Genomic DNA, 20,706 nt, shown 5'->3' with positions numbered 1-20,706 from the left:
GTGCCGCCATGCGCGCACCCATCGGACGCTTCGACACCGCCACGCCCGCCCCCGACTGCCTCGACGAACTGACCCGGCCGGTCGCCGACGCCGTACGCAAGTGGCGGGGCGGCACCCCTGCCGACCAGATCGTCTACGTCGACACCGAGCCGGACTGGGCAGACACAGCCACGTTCGTCGAGCACTACGGAGCGGAGCTGCTCGACCAGTCCGCCAACTGCGTGGTCGTCGCGGGCAAGCGGGGCGGCGAGACCACGCTCGCCGCGTGCGTCGTCCTCTCCGCCACCCGCGTCGACGTCAACGGAGCCGTGCGGCGTCAACTCGGCTCCCGCAAGGCCTCGTTCGCGCCGATGGACACGGCGACCGGGGAGACCGGCATGGAGTACGGCGGCATCACACCGTTGGGGCTCCCCGCCGACTGGCCGCTGCTCGTGGACTCGGCCGTAGTCGAACTGCCCTATGTGCTCGTCGGCAGCGGGCGGCGGCGGGGCAAGCTGCTGGTGCCGGGCAAGATGTTCGCCGAGCTGCCGAACGCGGTGGTGCTGGAGGGGCTCGGAGTCGCCTGACTCGCGGTTCGGCTAGGCGGCCGGGCCGGGTCCGTGCCCGCGAGGTCGCCCGGCCGTCGAGTGCGTGGCGGTCAGGCCGCCGCGTGGTGCGCCAGCGCCAGGTGCGGGTCCGTCTCCCCGGGTGCGGTCACCGGGTCGGCGTGCACCAGTGCGGCGGTGAGCCTCGGCACCGCGTGCAGCAGGGCGTGCTCGGCCTCGACCGCGATGCGGTGGGCCTCGCGGACGCTCGCCTCGCCGTCGACGACCACCGCGACCTCGGCGCGCAGCCGGTGCCCGATCCAGCGCAGCCGCAGCTCGCCCACCCCGTGCACGCCCGGCACCTCGCGCAGCGCTCGCTCGGCGCGGTCCACCAACTCCGGGTCCACGGCGTCCATCAGCCGCCGGAACACCTCCCGGGCGGCATCGCGCAGCACCAGCAGGATCGCCGCGGTGATCGCCAGCCCGACCAGCGGATCGGCCAGTTGCAGGCCGAGTGCCGCGCCCCCCGCACCCACCAGCACGGCGAGCGAGGTGAAGCCGTCCGTCCGCGCGTGCAGCCCGTCCGCGACCAGTGCGGCGGAGCCGATCTCGCGGCCCACGCGGATACGGTGGCGGGCGACCCACTCGTTGCCGAGGAAGCCGATCACGGCTGCCGCCGCGACGACCGGGACGTGCCGCACGGGCTGCGGGTCGAGCAGTCGGTCGATCGCCGTCCAGGCCGCGAAGGCCGCGGACGCCGTGATCGTCAGCACGATCACGATGCCCGCGAGGTCCTCAGCCCGCCCGTAGCCGTACGTGAAGCGCCGCGTCGCGGCACGGCGGCCCAGCACGAAGGCGATCCCCAGCGGCACGGCCGTCAGGGCGTCCGCCGCGTTGTGCGCGGTGTCGCCGAGCAGCGCCACCGACCCCGACATCACGACGACGACGGCCTGGGCCAGGGCCGTTGCACCCAGGACCACGAGCGACACCCAGAGCGCGCGCATGCCCCGCGCCGACGACTCCAGGGCTGAGTCGACCTTGTCGGCGGTCGCGTGCGAGTGCGGCGTGATCAGGTGCCGCAGACGGCTCGCGACGGTGTGCGCGTGGCCGTGCCCGTGCTCATGGCCCCGCCCGTGCCCCGCGCTGGGGGAGGGGCCGGGCGCGGGGGAGCGGGCGTGGCTGTGCGCGTGGTCGTGGAGGTGGTCGTGGCCGTGACCGTGTTCGCGTTCGTGCACACGGCCAGGGTCGGGGCCGTGTCCGGTGCCATGCCCTGTGCCGCCACCGGGGTCGCCCGATGGGGCCTGGTGGCGTGCGTCGGCGTGGTCGTCGTCCGAGGGTGCCTGGCGGCGTGCGTCGGCGTGGTCGTGGCGGCGGATGTGGCCGTGGGCCTCGTCCGAGGGGCGGTGGTCGCTCACGGGAGTCCCCTTCCGGTGCGCGGGAGTGGACGTGTCGGCGTCCATGAGGCCATTATGTGCGTATGAGCGCACGCATGCACCTATCACCTGCGCATGATGCGCACCCGCGTACCCCCGGCGAGGAACAATTCGCTCTCGCCGCCGAGCTGCTGGCCCTCCTGGGTGACCGCACGCGCCTCGCGTTGCTGCACGCGCTGACCGGCGGCGAGGCCGACGTCACGACACTCACGGAGGCGTGCGGGGCCGCACGTCCGGCCGTGAGTCAGCATCTGGCCCGCCTCCGGCTCGCCGGACTCGTGAACACCCGGAAGGAGGGGCGCCGGGTGATCTACTCGCTCGGCGACGGTCATCTGCGCCGGGTGGTCGACGAGGCGCTGAACCTGGCCGACCACCGCATCAGCGACCGTCCGCCGCACGCCTGACGACCGTCCGTCGCACGGCTGACGACCGTCCGTCGCACGGCTGACGACCTTTCGCCGTACGGCTGCGGGGCCGCTCCTCGCGCTCCTCGCGCTGCGGGTACGGACCGTTCTCCCGCCAGGTGTCCACCGGGCTGCCGTACGGCCGGATCAGGGCGGGGCCGACGTGGTCGGTGCAGTCGACTCGCATGCCTGTCAGCGGTTCCGTCATCCCTCCCTCGCACTCGTCCCTCCGCCCGCCCTCGCGCTCGTCCCTCCGATGGAGGCAACCGCAGGCGTACGGCGGGGGAGCCAGAGGCGAAGGGCGTGCGCGGTCGTCCGCGGGAATGCACGGCCGTGCGCGGGAAACGTATTGCCGCGGACGGTGCCCCCTCACGAGGATGGCGGCATGCCGGCCTTCACAGCTCCCGACGGAACCCGCCTCGCCTATCGCGCCCTGGGCGAGGGCGAACCGCTGCTCTGCCTGCCCGGCGGCCCGATGCGGGCCTCCTCCTACCTGGGCGACCTCGGAGGACTGTCGCGGCACCGCCGGCTGATCTTGCTCGACCTGCGCGGAACCGGCGACTCCGGTACCCCCGCCGATCCGGCGACGTACCGCTGCGACCGGCAGGCCGACGACGTCGAGGCGCTCCGCACGCATCTCGGCCTGGACCGGGTCGATCTGCTCGCGCACTCCGCGGGCGGCGACCTGGCCCTCCAGTACGCCGCCGGGCGTCCCGGACGCGTCCGCACCCTGACGCTGGTCGCCGGGCGGGCGCGCGCCCTCGGCGTCGACTTCACCGTGGAACACCGCTTGGAGGCGGCCGTGCTGCGCAAGGCCGAGCCGTGGTTCGAGGCCGGGCACCCCGCCTACGAACGGATCTGGGCCGGCACCGCGAGCGACGCCGACTGGGACGCCGCCCTGCCCTTCTTCTACGGGAACTGGGACGCGACCGCCCGGGCACATGCCGCGACCGAGGTCGAGGAGACCAACGAGGAGGCCGCGGAGCTGTACGCGGCACCCGGCGCCTTCCGTCCCGCCGAGACCCGGGCCGCCGTCGCCGCCTGGGACGCGCGGGTACTGCTCGTGGCGGGAGCACTCGACGGCGGCCCCCTCCCGCGGGTCGCGGCGACCGTCGCGGACCTTTTCCCGCGGGCCGAGTTGAGTGTGCGCCCGGGCGCGGGCCACTATCCGTGGCTCGACGACCCGCACGGCTTCAGCGAAACCGTCGCGGCGTTCCTCGCCCGGGGCCGGTGACGCGCCCGCCGTCAGCCGGGCCGCCCGCCGGGGCCCGTCAGGCCAGTCGCAGATCGATCCACTCGGCACTCTCGCCGGGCAGCACATAGCGCTCCACCTCGACGAAACCGTGCTTGAGGGCGAAGCGGAGGCCATCGTCGTTGGCCGTGAGCACGACCGTCTCGATCACCTCGGCGCCCAGTCCGCGTGCCTCCTGGAGACCGCGTGAGTAGAGCTCCTCGCCGAAGCCACGACCGCGGTGCTCGGCGAGCACACGGGCGATGACCGTGGCCGTGGCGGTGTCGTCGCTGGGTGGGCGCACGGTCGTGCACCCCACCAGGACGTCACCGAGGTAGGCGACTTCCAGACGGTACCGCCGGGCACGCTCCCGCGCGTCGTCCAGGGACATGGCGGCGGCCGGCACGATCAGGTTGTGGACGTGCCGCCAGTCCTCGAGACGGGCGTCGTCGTCGGGCTGCTCGATACGAAGAGTGGACACCGCAGCAGGAAACCGGTGCCGCGGCCGCCCCGTCAACCACAATTCCCGGCGCACTCCGGGCGCCCGTCACCGCGTTCGCCCCGACCCCGGGCCCGGGGTCAGCCGAGGCGCGGGATCTCGATGGCCGGGCAGCGGTCCATGACCTGTCGAGGCCGGCCGCGCGGGTCCGGTCGTACGCGGACTCGTCGACGACACCGAGCTGGAACCAGACGGCCTTGGCGCCGATGGCCGCCGCCCCGTCGGCGACGGGACCCGCGAGGTCGCTGTTGACGAAGACGTCGACCACATCGACCTCGAACGGGATGTCGTCGAGGGAGGCGTAGCCCTGCTCCCCGTGGACGGTCTCGGCCTTCGGGTGCACAGGGACGATGCGCTTGCCGTAGCGCTGGAGGACATCGGCGACGCCGTGCGCGGCGCGCCGCTCGTTCGACGAGAGGCCGACGATCGCCCAGGTGTCGCCCAGTTCGGTGAGGATCTTGCGGATCGTTGCCGGGTCGCCGTACATGCTCGGCCTCCTAGGGGTCCCTGTCGTCGCACCTCGTCACGGTGAACGCCCGCATCGGGGCGCTCAGCGGGGAAACAGCGGACGTCACCGGGTGATTCCCAGCAGCAGCTCCGTGTTGCGGTCACCGGCTCCGCCCGCCCAGTCCTCCTGCACACCGCCCGACATGCCCGCGGCGAGGCCGGGCGCGTTGTACGCCAGTTCCCGGTAGAGGGAGGCGAGGCCCACCGCCGACAGGTCGTCGAAACCGGGGGCGGTGCGGTGCGGGGCGGCGGATTCGATGAGCGTGGTGAACAGGGAGATCGTTCCGTCGCCGTTGTCGGCCAGTTCGAAGAGGCGGGCGTGGTGCGGATAGTCCACGTGGGAGGCGGTGTTGACCTCCCAGAAGGAGCGCGCCGGCGTCGCGTGCCCGTGCGGGGTGATCCGGTTGACGTGGCTGTGGCCGTTGATCCAGGCCACCACGTTCGGGAAACGGCTCAGCAGGGCGAGCACCTCCGCACCGTCGTGGCGCGGCTCGCCGGTGGGGGCGGCGTCCGGGCGGCGGGTCATGCCGGCGCTGTGGTGGTGGCTGAAGACCAGGATGTGCGCGTCGTCGGCGCCGGGACGGCGGACGAGCCGTCCGTCGGCGTCGTACGACCGGGAACTGTGCGCCGCCAGGGTGCGTTCGAGCCAGCGCAGTTGCTCGGTGCCGAGGGAGCCCTCGTAGTGGCCGCCGCGGTACGTCGTGTCGATGCTCACGCCGAGGACGTTCTCGGCGATCCGGAAGCTGTAGTACATGCGCTCGCCGTCGAGATGGTCCTCGGTGTACCCGTGGCCGCGGGGACCGGCGCCGGTGTGCGCGGCGTCGAGATGTGCCGCCAGGTAGTCGCGCGGAGTGAACGGCCGGCGCCGCTCGTCGGGCGTCACGGTGCGTGCCGAGGCCGCGTGTCTGCGCAGGACCGACGTGAGTACCTCGCTCCGCGGGTCGTCACCGGTGCGCAGCGCCCGCCCGTAGGCGGCGGCGTCCGCGTCCGGGACCGACAGCAGCTTGCGGGAGCCGACGGCGATGTCGTGGAGCGTCGGAGAGAGACAACCGCCGGGCAGGTCGTCGTGGTTGCCGACCGTGGAGTACCAGGGGACACGCAGACCGGGACTGGACACCGTCCGGGTGGCCGCCTCGAGGAACCAGGGGACGTGAGGGAGCCCCCGCCGCTTGTCCAGGTCGCGCAGAGCGGCGTCGTCCGGGTGCCAGTAGAGCGGCAGCCCGGAGTTCTGGACGCCTTCGTAGGCCGCCGGATCACCGCTGTTCGGGGTGATCCGGCCGCCGCTCATCAGCGTGAGGAACCACTCCAGCTCGATCACCGAGTTGTTGTCGACGTTGTCGCCCGTCGTCATGACGAACGCGGGCGGCAGCCCCGTGTGCGGGCCTGCCCCGAGGGCGTTCACCTGCTCCACCATCGCCACCGCGCCCACCACCGTGAGCGCCTCCTGCGCCCGCCACGCGGAGGCCCCGCGCGACCGCAGGAACTCCGTGCGCAGCGGGTTCTGCACATCGGCGAGATGCAGGTCGGTGAACTGGACGAAGCAGGCCAGGGGCGTACTTCGGTGCTGACGCCCGGTGCCCGCGGCGGCGAGCTCCGCCCGCACGGTGAGGGGCCAGCCCGGCCCCGGGACGAGCCGCCGATACGTGCCGGGACCCGCCGCTCGACCGAGCCGGGCCGTCGTCTCCAGCGTCGTCGTGCCGTAGGGCGTGGGACGCCGGACCGCTCGCGACTGCCGTCCGGCCGGGTCTCGCGGAGCCGTGGCCCGGGTGTCCGGGTGTCCGGGGGCGTCCGCCGTCGCGGGGCGGCGGCGTCGGCCGGGCAGGAACGCCCCGGTCGTCCCGGCGGCCCCGGCGGCGACGGCGGCACCGGAGGCGAGCAGCAGGCGGCGGCGGTTCAGCGTGGCGTCGGGTTCGGTGCCCGTCATGGGGTCGGCCCTTCGGTCTCCGGTGTTTCTCACGAGCGGCGGTGCCGGTGTCGGCCGTGTCGGGTGCGTGCGGCGTCGCCGCGCGGCCTCCTTGAGCGGAACCACTCATTCAGGTCTCCGGGGCGCATGCGTGGCGTCCCCGTGAACGCCGTGTGATGCGCCGCCGAAGTCGACGGCAGCCGGAGCGCGAGGCGGTGAGCGCGCCGCGCCGGTTGCCCGGCCGGATGTCCGGTGCCCGAAGCGGGCGATCGCCGGAGCGGGCGATCGTTGGGCCGGGTGATCGCCGAACCGGATGATCGCCGAGCCGCGCGATGTCCGACGTCTGATGCGCGCGGCGGCCGGCCCGGTGCGTGGACTCCGGCGGGGCCCGCACACGGGTCCGGCGCAGCGGAGAGGAATCCTGAAGCGCGAACGTCTGTCCGGAACGGGCTCCATCTCCCTGCGTCCGGCTGCCGGCGCGCCTACGCTCACCTCGTGCTCCGTATCATCGACGCCCGCTCGGGCGAGCCCACCGACGCCGTCCCGCCACGCCGTAGCCTGGTCCGCGTCCACGCGCGCCCGCCCGGGCTCGACATCACCGGTCTGCGGGTGCTCCTCGTCGCCGACGTCCTCGTCCGCGCTCTGGAGCTCGGCGGGACCCCCGTCTGGGCGACGTCCGGCTCCGTGGCGGACCCGGACGCGCTGCGGGCGAGTGCGGCGGCGCTCGGTATCCGGCCCTTCGAGGACCGCCGCGACGCCACGGGCGGCCTCGGTACGACCCACACCCTCCAGGTCCTCACGCCCGGGAGCGCGGCGACGGAGGCCGCGCCGTCCCCCGGCGGGACCGCGGACGACGCGGCCGCCGGTGACGTACGCGTGGGAGTCGCCCCCGTGGAGCCCGGCGGCGGACCCGAGGCCGGATCCGGCCTCGGTGCGTGGGCGGGCCCCGGCGCCGACACCGGAGCCCCCGACCCCACCGTCCTGCGCCTCGCTCTGCTCCAGCACCGCAGGGACGACCCTCTGCGCCTCGACGCGGCCGCCCTGGCCGATGCCGCGGACACACTCGCGCGCTGGCGCGCCGCGGTCGCCGCCTGGGCGACCCGGCCCTCCAGGCCCGTGCCCGAGGACGTACGGCAGCGACTGCGCACCGCCTGGGAGGACGACCTGGACGTTCCCGGCGTCCTCGGCGTCCTGCGGTGGGTGGAGGAGTCCGACGTACCGGAGGGGGCCCGCTTCGAGACGTACGCCTACGCGGACCGGCTCCTCGGGCTCGAACTCACCAGGGACATCGGAGCGGCGTCGTGACGCCGCGCGCGGCTGCCGGGCCGTTGCGGCGGCTCGTGGTCCTGCGGCACGCCAAGTCCGCGTGGCCCGCGGGCGTGCCCGACCACGAGCGGCCGCTCGCGCCGCGCGGCCGTCGTGACGCCCCGGCAGCCGGGCGGGCGCTCGCAAGCGCCGACTGGCTGCCGGACCTCGCGCTGTGCTCCACCGCCGTCCGCGCGCGCCAGACCTGGGAACTGGCCGCCGAACAGTGGGGCACCCCGCCTCCCGTACGGTTCGACCGGCGCCTGTACGGAGCGGACGCATCCGAACTACTGGCGGCCGTCCGGGCAGTCCCGGAGCGGGTCAGGACGTTGCTGCTGATCGGGCACAACCCGGGGATCGAGGATCTGATCCTCGACCTCGCCGGGGACGACCTGGACGACACCCTGGTGCAGGTGCGCACGAAGTTCCCGACCGCGGCCGTCGCCGTCCTCGCCTGGCACGGCGGGAGCTGGCAGGAGCTCGCGCCCTCCGGGGCACTGCTCACCGACGTGACGGTGCCGAGGGGCAAGAGGGGGAAGAAGACGTGACGGCGCCGGGGTGAGCCCCCCGCGCCGGGGGCCGGTACGAGCCCCTCGGACGTGACACTGCCGACATCCGTCGCAGCGGTCACCAAGGGCGGCCGGGCCCGGAGGCGGGAGAGGGCGTGCGGGGCGGGAGGCGGCGTACGGCACGCACGCGTGCAGCGCATACGCTGACCCGATGCAGGACGAGTACCGCACAGTGGCCCGCGCGGGCGTGCACGAGACCGAGATCAATCGCTCCCGCTTCCTGTGCGCCCTCGCCCCGGCCGCCACCGAGCGGGAGGCCCAGGACTTCGTCGCGGCCGTCCGCAAGGAGCACGCCGACGCCACGCACAACTGCTACGCGTACGTGATCGGTGCCGACGCGGCCGTGCAGAAGGCGAGCGACGACGGCGAACCGGGAGGCACCGCCGGCGTCCCCATGCTCCAGATGCTGCTGCGCCGCGACATGCGGTACGTCGTGGCCGTCGTCACCCGCTACTACGGCGGGGTCAAGCTGGGCGCGGGCGGACTCATCAGGGCTTACGGCGGCTCGGTGGGGGAGGCCCTGGACGCGCTCGGGACCGTCACCCGCCGCAGGTTCCGGCTCGCCACCGTGACCGTGGACCACCAGCGGGCCGGCAAGGTGCAGAACGACCTGCGCTCGGCCGGGCGCGAGGTGCGCGACGTGCGGTACGGCGAGGTGGTCACCATCGAGATCGGGCTGCCGGACGCCGACGTGGAGGCCTTCCGCGCCTGGCTGGCGGACGCGACGTCCGGGGCGGCGGAACTCGAACTCGGGGGAGAGGCGTACGGGGACGCGTGACGGGCCGAGCGGACACCCACCGCCGATGCGGCGGACGGGGGATACGGGAGTAGCCGCCCGTGATGTCCGACCCGCCCGTTAGTCTCGGGGATCATGAGGCTCCTGCACACTTCCGACTGGCATCTCGGCCGGGCGTTCCACCGGGTGAACATGCTCGGCGCCCAGGCCGAGTTCATCGCCCATCTGGTCACGACCGCGCGCGAGCGCGGCGTCGACGCGGTGGTCGTGTCGGGGGACGTGTACGACCGGGCGGTGCCGCCCCTCGCCGCCGTCGAGCTCTTCGACGACGCGCTGCACCGGCTGGCCGACCTCGGCGTGCCCACGGTGATGATCTCCGGGAACCACGACTCGGCCCGCCGGCTCGGAGTCGGCGCCGGACTCATCGGCCGGGCCGGCATCCACCTGCGGACCGAGCCCTCGGCGTGCGGCACCCCCGTCGTCCTCGCCGACCAGCACGGCGACGTGGCCTTCTACGGCCTGCCGTACCTCGAACCGGCTCTCGTGAAGGACGAGTTCGGGGTGGACAAGCCGGGACACGAGACGGTACTGGCCGCCGCGATGGAGCGGGTCCGCGCCGACCTCGCCGCCCGCCCGCCCGGCACCCGCTCCGTGGTCCTCGCCCATGCCTTCGTCACCGGCGGCGAGCCCAGCGACAGCGAGCGGGACATCACCGTCGGCGGCGTCGCCTCCGTGCCCGCCGGAATCTTCGACGGCGTCGACTACACCGCGCTCGGACACCTGCACGGCAGCCAGACCATCACCGGGCGCGTGCGCTACTCGGGCTCCCCGCTTCCGTACTCCTTCTCGGAGGCCGACCACCGCAAGACCATGTGGCTGGTCGACCTGGGCGCCGACGGCTCCCTCGAAGCGGAGCGGATCGACTGCCCTGTGCCCCGCACCCTCGCCCGCCTCCGGGGCCGCCTGGACGACCTCCTCGCCGATCCGGCGCTGGCGCGCCACGAGGACGCGTGGGTCGAGGCGACCCTCACCGACCCGGTCCGCCCGGCCGATCCCATGGCCAGGCTGTCCGAGCGCTTCCCGCACACCCTCAACCTCGCCTTCGACCCGGAGCGCGCCCCCGAGGAACCCGACATTTCCTACGCCCGGCGGCTGGCGGGCCGCAGCGAGGAGCAGATCGCGGAGGACTTCGTGGCCCATGTACGCGGTGCGGGCCCCGACCCGCACGAGCAGGCCGTGCTGCGTGACGCGTTCGACGCCGTCCGCGCCGACGAGGCCGTTCGGGAGGTCGCCCGGTGAGACTGCACCGCCTCGACATCACCGCGTTCGGACCCTTCGGCGCACCCCAGACGGTCGACTTCGACGCGCTGTCCGCCGCCGGACTCTTCCTGCTTCACGGACCGACCGGCGCGGGCAAGACCTCCGTCCTGGACTCCGTGTGCTACGCGCTGTACGGCGCGGTGCCGGGCGCCCGCCAGACGGGGCAGGGCCTCGGTCTGCGCAGCGACCACGCGGAACCCGGCACCCGCACCGAGATCCGCCTCGACCTCACCGTCGCCGGACGCCGGCTGGAGATCACCAGGCAGCCGCCCTGGGAGCGGCCCAAGAAGCGCGGCACGGGCACGACCACCGAGAAGGCCCAGAGCTGGCTGCGCGAGTACGACGCTTCGGCGGGCTCCTGGAAGGACCTCAGCCGCTCCCACCAGGAGATCGGTGAGGAGCTCACCCAACTGCTCGGCATGAGCCGCGAGCAGTTCTGCCAGGTCGTGCTGCTGCCCCAGGGCGACTTCGCGCGCTTCCTGCGGGCCGACGCCGAGGCCCGCGGAAAGCTGCTCGGCCGCCTCTTCGACACCCACCGCTTCGCCGAGGTCGAAAAGCGCCTCGCCGAGCGGCGCCGCACCACCGAGGCCGAAGTGCGGGCGAGGGATGCCGAGTTGCTGGCCGACGCGCACCGCATGCAGCAGGAGGCCGGGAGCGGCGTCGAGATCGCCCTGCCCGAGCTGAAACCCGGCGAACCGGGCCTCGCTGAGTCCGTCCTGGCCTGGGCCGCCGTCGCCCGCAGCACCACCCGCGAGCGCCTCACGATCGCTCACTGCGCACGCACCGCCGCCGAGTCCGCGCACACCGCGGCGGACCGCGAACTCGACGACGTACGTGAAGTGGACCGACTCCAGCGCCGGTTCACCGCGGCTCGGGAGCGGGCCACGCGCCTGGAGGAGCGCGCCGACGCCCACCAGGAGGCCCAGGCGCGCATGCAGCGCGCCCGCAAGGCCGAGGCGGTGGCTCCGGCGCTCGACCTGCGCGACCTCGCCGAGACCGAGCATCGGCGCGCGGCGGACGAAGAGGCACGCGCGCTTGCCGGTCTGCCGCAGACGTTCGCCGACGCCGGGGCGTCCGGACTCGCCACCGCCGCCCGCAAGGCGGCCGAGGAGCTCGGCGGCCTGGAATCCGCGCGCCGGGCCGAACGGCGCCTGGCCGAACTGACCACGGAGCGCGCCTCCTTGGACCGTCAGGAGCGCGCCGACGAGGACGTCCTCCAGGAGGCCGAGGCCTGGCTCGCCGCATGGGAGGACACCCGCGCCGGCATCGAGTCGGACATCGAGACCGCACAGGAGGCGGCGACACGCGCAGAGCAGCTCGCCGTCCAGCGCGACCCGGCCCTCAGGCGGCTCGACGCGGCTCGGCAGAGGGACCAGTTCGCACGCGACACGGACGCCGCACACGAGCGGGCCCTCGCCGCGCGCGAGCGGGCCACCGAAGCGCGCGCCCACTGGCTCGACCTGAAGGAACAGCGGCTCAAGGGCATCGCCGCGGAACTCGCCGCGGGCCTCGTCGACGGTGAGCCCTGCGCCGTCTGCGGCGGCACCGAACACCCGGCACCGGCACAGAAGATCGACGGACACGTCGACCGCGAGACCGAGGAACGGGCCCTCGCCGGATTCCAGAGCGCCGACGAGGAGCGCGCCGAAGCGGAGAGACGGCTCGGCGTCGTGCGCGAGGCGCTGGCCGCCGCGACCGCCGAGGCGGGCGACACCCCCACCGCGCGCCTCGCCCAGGAGACCGAGGAGCTGGAACACCGGCACGCCGAGGCCCGCTCCGCCGCCTCCGGCCTGCACGCGGCGCGTGAGGCGCGGGAGCAGTCGGAGCGCGAGTACCGGCGGCGGACGGCCGCCCAGCAGGAAGCCGCCCGTCGCGTCGCCTCGCGTGCCTCCCTCCGCGAGGCGCTGGACCGCGAGAAGGCCGGTCTCGAAGGGGAGTTGACGCAGGCACGCGGCGACGCGGGCAGCGTGTCCGCGCGCGCCGCCCAGCTGGAGCGGCGGGTAGCGCTGCTGACGGAGGCCGCGGACGCCGTCCGCGCCGCCGAGGACACCGCGCAGCGCCTCAAGGAGGCCGACGCCCGGCTCGCCGACGCGGCGTTCCGTGCCGGGTTCGACACCCCGCGGGCGGCCGCCGCCGCGCTGCTCGACGACGCCGCCCACCGGGAACTGCAACGGAGGCTCGACGCCTGGCAGTCCGAGGAGGCGGCCGTGCGCGCGGTGCTCGCCGAGGCCGACACGGCGCACGCCGCCCAGCGGCCGCCCGCCGACCTGCCCGCCGCGGAGCGGGCCGCCGAGTCCGCCGCCCGCCGCCTGCGGGACGCGGCCTCCGCGCAGGACGCCGCTGCCCGGCGCTGCGCCGAGCTCGACGCACTGTCCGGGCGCGCCGACACAGGCGTACGCCGGCTGGCCCCGCTGCGCGAGGAGTACGACCGTGTCGCCCGCATGGCCGGCCTCGCGGCGGGCACGTCGGCGGAGAACGAACGCAAGATGCGCCTGGAGTCGTACGTTCTCGCCGCGCGCCTGGAACAGGTGGCCGCCGCGGCGACGGCGCGCCTGCACCGCATGTCCTCCGGGCGCTACACGCTCGTGCACTCCGCCGACCGTGCCGGCCGTGGCCGCAGCGGACTCGGCCTGCACGTCGTCGACGCCTGGACCGGACGCGAGCGGGACACGGCGACTCTGTCCGGCGGCGAGACGTTCTTCGCCTCGCTGGCGCTGGCCCTCGGCCTCGCGGACGTCGTCACCGACGAGGCGGGGGGCGTGCGGCTCGACACCCTCTTCATCGACGAGGGCTTCGGCAGTCTCGACGACCAGACCCTCGACGAGGTCCTCGACGTCCTCGACTCGTTGCGGGAGCGCGATCGCAGCGTCGGCATCGTCAGCCACGTCGCCGATCTGCGGCGGCGCGTGCACGCCCAGCTGGAAGTGGTGAAGGGGAGGACGGGCTCGGTCGTACGGCAGAGGGGCGCCGTCGACTGACACGGCGCACCGCTGCCATGTCGTTCGGCGGCCCGCCGGCACCGACGGACGCCCGGGCGCCGCACGGGCCCCGCCCTCGCATGCCGCGCGACCCGGCCTCCGGTTGTCAGGCGCGCCGGCCGCCATACGTCACGCGACCCGGCTGCCCGGGGCGGCGGACTCAGTGGCCGAGGGGCCGCCGGGGAAGCGGGGAGGAGTAGACGACACTGGTCGTCACCGAGCCCAGGGCGCCGATCCTGCCGGACACCTCCTCCAAGTGGCTCATCGAGCGTGCGGCGACCTTGATGACGAAGCAGTCGTCGCCGGTGACGTGATGCGCCTCCAGGATCTCGGGCGTCGCCGCGACGAGGTCGTGGAACGGCTTGTAGTTGCCATGGGGATATCTGAGCCGGACGAACGCGAGGATGGGCAGGCCGAGGCTCTCCGGATCGACGACGGCCGCATAGCCCCGGATGACGCCCGCTTCCTCCAGGCGGCGCACCCGCTCGGTGACCGCGCTCGCGGACATGGAGACGGCGCGGGCGAGCTCGGCGAAACTCGCCCGCCCCTCCCGCTGGAGGACATCGAGGATGCGCCAGTCGGTGGCGTCCGGGGAATACGCGGTCATGTGCGTTGGATAGCAGGCGATTCCCCGGTCGATCAAGAGGGAGGCCGTGGATCGCCACTTCAGGATGTGGATCATCGACCGTAGATTTCTGGTGAGAACGTTCCGCTCGGCCGGGTGCGCAGGAAGCACCGGGGCCGCCGGATGCGCGGAGGGTGCGCGCACCGGCGCCGGCCGGCGGGACCCGGGAGGGAAGGCCAGACCATGACCGCGACCGCCGCCACCAGCACCACCGGCACCACCGGCACCGTGAAGACGACGCAGCCCGACGCGGGCACCACGACCGCCGGGACCATGACCGGCGCGACCACGACCGGGTCGGCGGGCGCGAACCCCGTCCTGCGGGTCGCGCCCGCGTCCCCGGCCGCGGCCGCCGCCTACTTCGGCGCGAGCCTCGCCTTCCACGCTGACGTGTCCGACGTCGCCGCCGCCCTCGCCGACGGCGCCGACCCCGGCTTCGTCGTCCTCGACTCCCGTTCCACCGAGTCGTGGGACCAGGGTCACATCCCCGGCGCCGTCCACCTGCCCACCGCGCTCATCCCCGAACAGGCCGAGCAGATCCTCGACAAGTCGGTTCCGGTCGTGACCTACTGCTGGGGTCCCGGCTGCAACGGAGCCACCCGCGCGGCTCTCGCCCTCGCCCAACTCGGCTTCCAGGTCAAGGAGATGCTCGGCGGCTTCGAGTACTGGGCCCGTGAGGGCTTCGAGTTCGAGACCTGGGAGGGCCGGGAGCGGCGCGCCGCGGACCCGCTGACCGCCCCGGTCGGCACGGACGACTGCGGCTGCTGACCCGCTCGTATCGGACGGGGTGGGGGACACCGAACATCCCTGCGGTCCCGGGCGTGTAGCTTCTGCGCATGGCCAGATACGCGGACCCAGGTGCGGTCGATTGGGTGGAGTCGGGTGGCGGACCCCTCATAGCGATCCCGGAGGTCGTGCTGCCGTTCTGGTCGGGGGCGGACGGCGACGACATGTCCTCCGACTACGACCGGGCATGTGACGTGGAAGGGTTCATCGGCCTCGTGCCGGTCGGGGACACCAGGGCCCTCGTCCTCGGCGACCAGCCCGCCTCCACGGCATACCTCCCCGAGTACGGCACCTTCGTCCGGTGGTGCGCCGCCGAGTCCGAGCAGGAGCTCCTCTCCGGCGTGCCGGCCGCGCTGGCCGGGGCCGCGTGGGAGCCGGAGGTGCAGTGGAAGGTACCGGGGCCGGTGGTCCTCTTCGACGCGGCGTGGCCCGGCACCGCCTCGGAGCGCACCGACCATCTGCGGGTCGCTCTCGAACCCGGCCGGTACGCGGTGCGCGCCGCCTACGCGGAGCCGGGCCCCGAGACATGGCTCGGCCTCGTGCAACTGCGCCGGCTGACGCACTGAGCGGCCGGGCGGGTACCGGTCCCGGCCGCTCCGTACGCGCAGCTCAGAGCCGGGACAGCTCGTCCACCAGGTCGTCCAGGCCCAGCGAACCCTGAGACAGGGCCGCCATGTGCCAGGCCTTCGCGTCGAACGCGTCGCCGTGCCGCTTCTTCGCGTTCTCCCGGCCCAGCAGCCACGCACGCTCGCCGAGCTTGTAGCCGATGGCCTGGCCGGGGATGGTGAGGTAGCGGGTCAGCTCGCTCTCCACGAAGTCGGCCGGGCGGCTGCTGTGCGCGTCGAAGAACTCCTGCGCCAGGTCGGGGGTCCACCGCTCACCGGGGTGGAAGGGCGAGTCGGCCGGGATGTCCAGCTCCAGGTGCATGCCGATGTCGACGACGACCCGGGCGGCGCGCATCATCTGCGCGTCGAGGTACCCGAGCCGCTGCTCGGCGTCGGTGAGGAAGCCCAGCTCGTCCATCAGCCGCTCCGCGTAGAGCGCCCAGCCCTCGCAGTTCGCGCTGACCTGGCCGACGGTGGCCTGGTAGCGGGAGAGGTCGTCGACCACGTACACCCATTGGGCGAGCTGGAGGTGATGGCCGGGCACCCCCTCGTGGTACCAGGTCGAGACCAGATCGTAGACGGGGAAGCGGGTCTGCCCCATGGTCGGCAGCCACGTCCGTCCGGGGCGCGAGAAGTCCTGCGACGGCGCGGTGTAGTACGGTGCCGCGGCGCCACCGGGCGGTGCGATGCGGGACTCCACCTTCCGTACCGGCTCGGCGAGTTCGAAGTGCGTGCCGTCCAGGGCCTCGATCGCCTCGTCCATGAGGCCCTGGAGCCAGGTCCGCACCTCGTCGACGCCCTCGACGTGCCTACCGTGCTCGTCGAGGTGCGCGAGCGCCACCCAGGGGGTCGCGGCGCCGGGCAGGATCTTCTCGGCCTCGGACTTCATCTCCGCGAGCAGCCGGTGGTACTCGGCCCAGCCGTAGGCGTACGCCTCGTCCAGGTCGAGATCGGTGCCGTTGAAGTAGCGGGCCAGCCGTGCGTACCGCTCACGGCCCACCGTGTCGGGCGCGCCCTCGATCGTGGGGGCGTACACGTCGCGCATCCAGTCCCGCAGGGCGACGATCGCCTCGGTGGCGGCGCGAGCGGCCGTGTCGAGCTCCTCCCGCAGCGCGTCCGGGCCCGCCGACGCGAAGTCCTCGAACCAGCCGAGGCCCTGCCCGTCGGTGTCCGACCACTCGGTGAGCTGCCCGATGAAGGTCGCTGTCGGGCGCGGGCCCGCGTACAGCTTGCGGTCCAGGCCGAGGGCGAGGGACTCGCGGTATCCCGCCAGGGCGGCCGGAACGGCGCGCAGCCGCTCGGCGATGATCGCCCAGTCCTCCTGCGTGTCGGCCGGCGTCAGGGTGAAGATCTCGCGCACGCCGTGCGGCGCCGTGTGCAGGTTGCCGACGGCGCGCAGGCCCTCGCCGGCGTCGTGGACGGCGAGTTGGGCGGTGAGCCGCTCGCGCAGCAGCCGGGCACACCGGCGCTCCATGTCACTGTCCGCCCCGGGCACCCGCTCGGCGTCGTCGAGCCGGGCGAGCGTCGCCCGTGCGAGCTCCGCGACCGCCTCCTGGCCGGCGGGCGAGGTGTCGGGGAGCTTGTTGTGACTCTCCTTCACACCGAGGTACGTTCCGAGGACCGGGTCGAGGGCGATGAGTTCGTCGACGTAGGTGTCGGCGACCTCGCGGGGCAGCGGGCTCTTCGTCTGTGACATGCGGACATCCTCATATGAGGACGGGCGTCGCGTCAGCCCGGTATCCGGTTCTTGTGCCGGATCAGCCAGCCCCCGCCGCCGGCCTGGCGGGCTGTTCGGGCACCGGCGTCCTGCCGAGCCGCACGGACGGTTCCGCGGACGGCTGGCCGGTGTGCGCGTCCCGGCGGGGAGGCAGCAGCGGACCGCAGTCCCACTGCTGGAAGATCAACCGGGTCTCGACCCGCGCCACTTCGCGCTGCGAGGTGAACTCGTCGAGCACCAGGCGCTGCAGATCCGCCATGTCCGCCACCGCGACATGGACGAGATAGTCGTCGGGACCGGTGAGATGGAAGACCGTGCGGGACTCCGGAAGGGCCCTTATCCGGTCCACGAAGGGCCCCACCAGCTCCCGTCGATGCGGCCTGACCTGCACGGACAGCAACGCTTCGAGGCCCCTGCCCAGCTTCGCCGGGTCCAGCCGCAGCTGATGGCCGAGAATCACCCCCGCACGGCGCAGCCGGGTCACCCGGTCCAGGCACGTCGAGGGCGCGACACCGACCTGTGCGGCGAGGTCGCGGTACGTCGTCCGGGCGTCGTTCTGCAACAGCCGCAGCAGATGAAGATCCACCGGATCGAGTACGACGGAATCGGCCATGGCGCGAACGTAACACGGGATGTGGCGCTCACGGCCCGTTCGGTGTTCAGGCTTCGCCACATGGACTCCGTTGTGTACGACGCATATGACGCTCGCGATGCCCGGGACGACCTGAACGGAACCCCCCAGGTGTCCGCCGCACCCCTGGTCCGGGCGCTCGCCACCGAGGCCGTGCACGCCGGGCGGGAGGATCTCGCCGCCCAGGGACTTCACGCGGCGCCGATCGATCTGTCGACGACCTACCCCTCGTACGACAGCCGGGGCGAGGCCGCCCGCATCGACGCGTTCGCCGCGGACGGCGCCGAACCGGACGGCCCGCCCGTCTACGCACGGCTCGGCAATCCGACCGTCGCCCGCTTCGAGACCGCGCTCGCCCGGCTCGAAGGCACCGAGAGCGCGGTCGCCTTCGCCAGTGGCATGGCCGCGCTGAGCGCCGTCCTGCTCGTCAGGAACGCCATGGGCCTGCGGCACGTCGTCGCGGTACGCCCGCTGTACGGATGCAGCGACCACCTGCTGACGGCGGGCCTGCTGGGCAGCGAGGTCACCTGGGTCGATCCGGCGGGCATCGCCGACGCCCTGCGGCCGGACACCGGTCTGGTGATGGTCGAGTCGCCGGCCAATCCGACGCTTGCCGAGGTGGACCTCAGGGCCGTCGCGCACGCCTGTGGCTCCGTGCCGTTGCTCGCGGACAACACGTTCGCCACGCCCGTGCTGCAGCGCCCCGCCGAACACGGCGCGCGCCTGATCCTGCACAGCGCGACCAAGTACCTCGGCGGACACGGCGACGTGATGGCCGGCGTGGTGGCCTGCGATGAGGAGTTCGCCCGGCGGCTGCGCCAGGTGCGGTTCGCGACCGGTGGTGTCCTGCATCCGCTGGCCGGATATCTGCTGCTGCGCGGCCTGTCCACGCTTCCGGTACGGGTGCGGGCCGCGTCCTCGAACGCCGCCGAACTCGCCCGGCGCCTCGCCGCCGATCCGCGTGTCGCCCGCGTCCACTACCCGCGCATCGGCGGCGCCATGATCGCGTTCGAGGTTCACGGGGACCCGCACGACGTGATCGCCGGGGTCCGTCTGGTCACCCCGGCCGTGAGCCTCGGCAGCGTGGACAGCCTGATCCAGCACCCGGCCTCGATCAGCCACCGCATAGTGCCCGAACAGGACCGCCACGACGCGGGCGTCAGCGACCGGCTGCTGCGGATGTCGGTCGGTCTGGAGGACGTCGACGACCTCTGGGCCGACCTCGACGCGGCGTTGGGGACCCCGGTGCCCGTGGCGTAGGGGAGAGGGGCGCGGGAGCGGGGGAGGAGCCGGGCCGGTCCGAGTGACGGCGGACGCCCGGCTTCACCTCGCCGTCCGACCCACGGGGGGCCGGACGGCGAGGTGTCCGTACGGGACGCGGTCAGTCGCGCGCGACGCGTTCCCCGCGCTGCTCTTCGCCGTGCGGCAGCCGCGCCGGTCCGGCCGGCTCCAGGCGGGCGGTGATGACCAGGGTGCCCTCCTCGATCTGGTAGTCGAGGGGGAGACCGAGGCCGCGCATGGCGGCCACCATGCCGGTGTTGGAGGCCTGCGTCACGACGTACACGCTCTCGCAGCCGGCCTCGACGGCCAGGGCCACCAGCCGGCCGAGCAGCTCGCTGCCGATCCCGCGCCGCTGCCAGTCGTCCTCGACGAGGAGCGCGATCTCCGTCTCGTCACCGTCCCAGAGAAGGTGTCCGAGCCCGACGATGCGGCCCGACGCCGTCTGCACGGCGAGGGTGCGACCGAAGCGCGGGCTGAGCAGGTGGCTGAGGTAGCGGTCCGCGTCGCCCACCGGGCCGTGGTAGCGCATGCTCAGCGTCCGCGCGGAGCAGCGCTCGTGCATCGCCTTGGCCGCCTCGACGTCGGACCCGTCGGCCCGTCGCACGGTGATGGCGTTGCCCTCGGGCAGCGTCAGCACGTCCTGGCTGCGCGGAATCCGCGGACCGAGCCGCGCGTCCAGCTCCACCAACGCCCTCGCCCGCGCGAACTCGGTCGGCGTGAACGGCAGATACGGCCGCTCCACCGTGATCACACCGCCCTCCGGGGCCCGCAGCCGCATGACGGTGTCCTCCAGCGCACCCTCCACGGGCGCGCCCTCCTCCACCCGTCCGGAGACCGGCGACTTGCCGGGCAGCGACCGGATGGTGCAGCGGCCGAGCAACTGTCGCAGAGCCAGGGGAAGTTCGGCGGCGTCGAGCGCTGTGCGAGTGGCCAGGCCGAGCACCCGGGTCGGAGCGTCCACCAGGTCGTGGGCGTCGGCACGCTCGATCCACGTCCCGGCACCGCCCGCCCGGGACACGGCCCGGGTGATCTCGGCGGCGTCCAGGTCCGCGGGGGCCCGCAGCAGGAACTCGTCAACCGTGCCCTTCGCCAGCGGATGCGTCTGCAGGCTCAGGATGTCGACCCGCTGCCGGGCCAGCGCCGTGCACAGCGCCGCCAGCGAACCCGGCGCGTCCTTCACCGTCGTGCGCATCCGCCACAGCACGGTCTCCCCGGCGGCCTGCGGGGCCGCGGCGGGCTCGTCGGAGCGCCCGGCCCGTCGCCCGTGGGCGCCGGGCCGGGCGCCGGTATCGCCCGCCGGCGGGGCGTGGCCGTGGCGCCGTGCCCACCAGATGTGGAAGCCCGCCGTGGCGACCAGGATCACCGCCGAGATCACGAGCAGGGCGGGGCCGTCGGGCCCGTGCCCGATCAGGTTGGCGACGGCGTCGGCGACGGCCACGGCCGTGAACAGGGCGGCGAGTTCGACGACGTCCCGCCGCCAGTGGTGTATGGGACGCCCGTGCTTCGCACGGGTCACATCAGACATGTCAGGAGTCATACAGTCACTGTGAAGGAACGGTGTTGCGTGATCACGAACGCTTTGTGACTGATCGGTTAAGTGTCGTTCTGCCCTTTTTACAGTTCTTTTTAGGGGTCCTTTGCTCGGCCTGGAC

The 20,706-nt window shown here is 73.7% G+C and carries 18 protein-coding genes and 1 pseudogene; 11 read left to right on the top strand and 8 right to left on the bottom strand.

Features of this window, described 5'->3' with window-relative positions:
• Nucleotides 1-8 precede the first annotated feature (8 nt).
• Nucleotides 9-566 carry a YbaK/EbsC family protein gene (locus tag H305_RS0111145; RefSeq protein WP_028800451.1) on the top strand — a complete coding sequence of 186 codons (558 nt, stop codon included), beginning with the start codon at nt 9-11 and terminating at the stop codon, nt 564-566.
• Between the two features lie 71 nt (nt 567-637).
• On the opposite strand, the gene H305_RS0111140 is transcribed toward H305_RS0111145, so the two are convergent.
• The gene (locus H305_RS0111140; RefSeq protein ID WP_107440002.1) at nt 638-1,606 is read right to left on the bottom strand and encodes a cation diffusion facilitator family transporter; all 969 of its coding nucleotides are present in this window, start codon (nt 1,604-1,606) and stop codon (nt 638-640) included.
• Nucleotides 1,607-2,001: 395 nt separating this feature from the next.
• Between H305_RS0111140 and H305_RS0111135 the strand changes: the two genes are divergently transcribed.
• Together H305_RS0111135 and H305_RS0111125 are read left to right on the top strand one after the other, a co-directional pair.
• A complete protein-coding gene (locus H305_RS0111135; protein ID WP_037763395.1) occupies nt 2,002-2,361 on the top strand; it encodes an ArsR/SmtB family transcription factor in 360 nt (119 codons plus the stop codon).
• Between the two features lie 385 nt (nt 2,362-2,746).
• Nucleotides 2,747-3,595 (top strand): alpha/beta fold hydrolase, encoded by an 849-nt coding sequence (locus H305_RS0111125; protein WP_028800447.1) that lies wholly within the window; start codon nt 2,747-2,749, stop codon nt 3,593-3,595.
• 37 nt (nt 3,596-3,632) lie between these two features.
• Here the strand turns inward: H305_RS0111125 and H305_RS0111120 are convergent, their stop codons facing one another.
• From H305_RS0111120 to H305_RS0111115, 3 genes and pseudogenes are all read right to left on the bottom strand, one after another.
• On the bottom strand, nt 3,633-4,073 hold the full coding sequence (locus H305_RS0111120) for a GNAT family N-acetyltransferase (RefSeq protein ID WP_028800446.1): 441 nt from the start codon (nt 4,071-4,073) through the stop codon (nt 3,633-3,635).
• A 98-nt stretch (nt 4,074-4,171) separates the two neighbouring features.
• A pseudogene (locus H305_RS50460) lies at nt 4,172-4,578 on the bottom strand (CoA-binding protein).
• A gap of 84 nt (nt 4,579-4,662) precedes the next feature.
• Entirely contained in the window at nt 4,663-6,522 is a 1,860-nt protein-coding gene (locus H305_RS0111115) for a TIGR03767 family metallophosphoesterase (RefSeq protein ID WP_028800445.1), read from the bottom strand.
• A 474-nt stretch (nt 6,523-6,996) separates the two neighbouring features.
• Here H305_RS0111115 and H305_RS0111110 point away from each other — a divergent pair, with 474 nt between their 5' ends.
• The 5 genes from H305_RS0111110 (at nt 6,997) to H305_RS0111090 (ending at nt 13,409) form a co-directional block, all read left to right on the top strand.
• Complete coding sequence (locus H305_RS0111110; protein WP_028800444.1) at nt 6,997-7,806, top strand: hypothetical protein; 810 nt, start codon at nt 6,997-6,999, stop codon at nt 7,804-7,806.
• Nucleotides 7,803-8,354: a SixA phosphatase family protein gene (locus tag H305_RS0111105; RefSeq protein ID WP_028800443.1), complete on the top strand. Its 552-nt coding sequence runs from the start codon at nt 7,803-7,805 to the stop codon at nt 8,352-8,354. The genes H305_RS0111110 and H305_RS0111105 overlap by 4 nt, the downstream gene beginning before the upstream one ends.
• 172 nt (nt 8,355-8,526) lie before the next feature.
• Entirely contained in the window at nt 8,527-9,153 is a 627-nt protein-coding gene (locus tag H305_RS0111100; protein ID WP_028800442.1) for a YigZ family protein, read from the top strand.
• 93 nt (nt 9,154-9,246) lie between these two features.
• The gene (locus H305_RS0111095; RefSeq protein ID WP_028800441.1) at nt 9,247-10,410 is read left to right on the top strand and encodes an exonuclease SbcCD subunit D; all 1,164 of its coding nucleotides are present in this window, start codon (nt 9,247-9,249) and stop codon (nt 10,408-10,410) included.
• On the top strand, nt 10,407-13,409 hold the full coding sequence (locus H305_RS0111090; RefSeq protein WP_028800440.1) for an AAA family ATPase: 3,003 nt from the start codon (nt 10,407-10,409) through the stop codon (nt 13,407-13,409). Before H305_RS0111095 ends, H305_RS0111090 begins: the two co-directional genes overlap by 4 nt.
• 160 nt (nt 13,410-13,569) lie before the next feature.
• Here H305_RS0111090 and H305_RS0111085 read toward each other — a convergent pair whose 3' ends face one another.
• Nucleotides 13,570-14,016 carry an Lrp/AsnC family transcriptional regulator gene (locus tag H305_RS0111085; protein ID WP_028800439.1) on the bottom strand — a complete coding sequence of 149 codons (447 nt, stop codon included), beginning with the start codon at nt 14,014-14,016 and terminating at the stop codon, nt 13,570-13,572.
• 291 nt (nt 14,017-14,307) lie between these two features.
• Here H305_RS0111085 and H305_RS0111080 point away from each other — a divergent pair, with 291 nt between their 5' ends.
• Nucleotides 14,308-14,802 (top strand): rhodanese-like domain-containing protein, encoded by a 495-nt coding sequence (locus tag H305_RS0111080; RefSeq protein WP_037763502.1) that lies wholly within the window; start codon nt 14,308-14,310, stop codon nt 14,800-14,802.
• Between the two features lie 68 nt (nt 14,803-14,870).
• Nucleotides 14,871-15,386 carry an immunity 21 family protein gene (locus tag H305_RS0111075; protein WP_028800437.1) on the top strand — a complete coding sequence of 172 codons (516 nt, stop codon included), beginning with the start codon at nt 14,871-14,873 and terminating at the stop codon, nt 15,384-15,386.
• Between the two features lie 43 nt (nt 15,387-15,429).
• On the opposite strand, the gene H305_RS0111070 is transcribed toward H305_RS0111075, so the two are convergent.
• Together H305_RS0111070 and H305_RS45450 are read right to left on the bottom strand one after the other, a co-directional pair.
• Complete coding sequence (locus H305_RS0111070; RefSeq protein ID WP_028800436.1) at nt 15,430-17,121, bottom strand: DUF885 domain-containing protein; 1,692 nt, start codon at nt 17,119-17,121, stop codon at nt 15,430-15,432.
• A 61-nt stretch (nt 17,122-17,182) separates the two neighbouring features.
• Nucleotides 17,183-17,755 (bottom strand): Lrp/AsnC family transcriptional regulator, encoded by a 573-nt coding sequence (locus H305_RS45450; protein ID WP_234020735.1) that lies wholly within the window; start codon nt 17,753-17,755, stop codon nt 17,183-17,185.
• Nucleotides 17,756-17,815: 60 nt separating this feature from the next.
• On the opposite strand from H305_RS45450, the gene H305_RS0111060 reads away from it, so the two are divergent.
• Nucleotides 17,816-19,033 (top strand): trans-sulfuration enzyme family protein, encoded by a 1,218-nt coding sequence (locus tag H305_RS0111060; RefSeq protein ID WP_234020734.1) that lies wholly within the window; start codon nt 17,816-17,818, stop codon nt 19,031-19,033.
• Between the two features lie 121 nt (nt 19,034-19,154).
• On the opposite strand, the gene H305_RS45445 is transcribed toward H305_RS0111060, so the two are convergent.
• On the bottom strand, nt 19,155-20,591 hold the full coding sequence (locus H305_RS45445; RefSeq protein ID WP_051370515.1) for a GNAT family N-acetyltransferase: 1,437 nt from the start codon (nt 20,589-20,591) through the stop codon (nt 19,155-19,157).
• Between the last annotated feature and the right edge of the window lie 115 nt (nt 20,592-20,706).

Source organism: Streptomyces sp. 142MFCol3.1 (genome assembly GCF_000424945.1).
In the GTDB taxonomy this organism is placed as follows: domain Bacteria; phylum Actinomycetota; class Actinomycetes; order Streptomycetales; family Streptomycetaceae; genus Streptomyces; species Streptomyces siamensis.
Note: the sequence above shows the minus strand (reverse complement) of the source record. Positions and strands in the feature narration are given on the sequence as shown.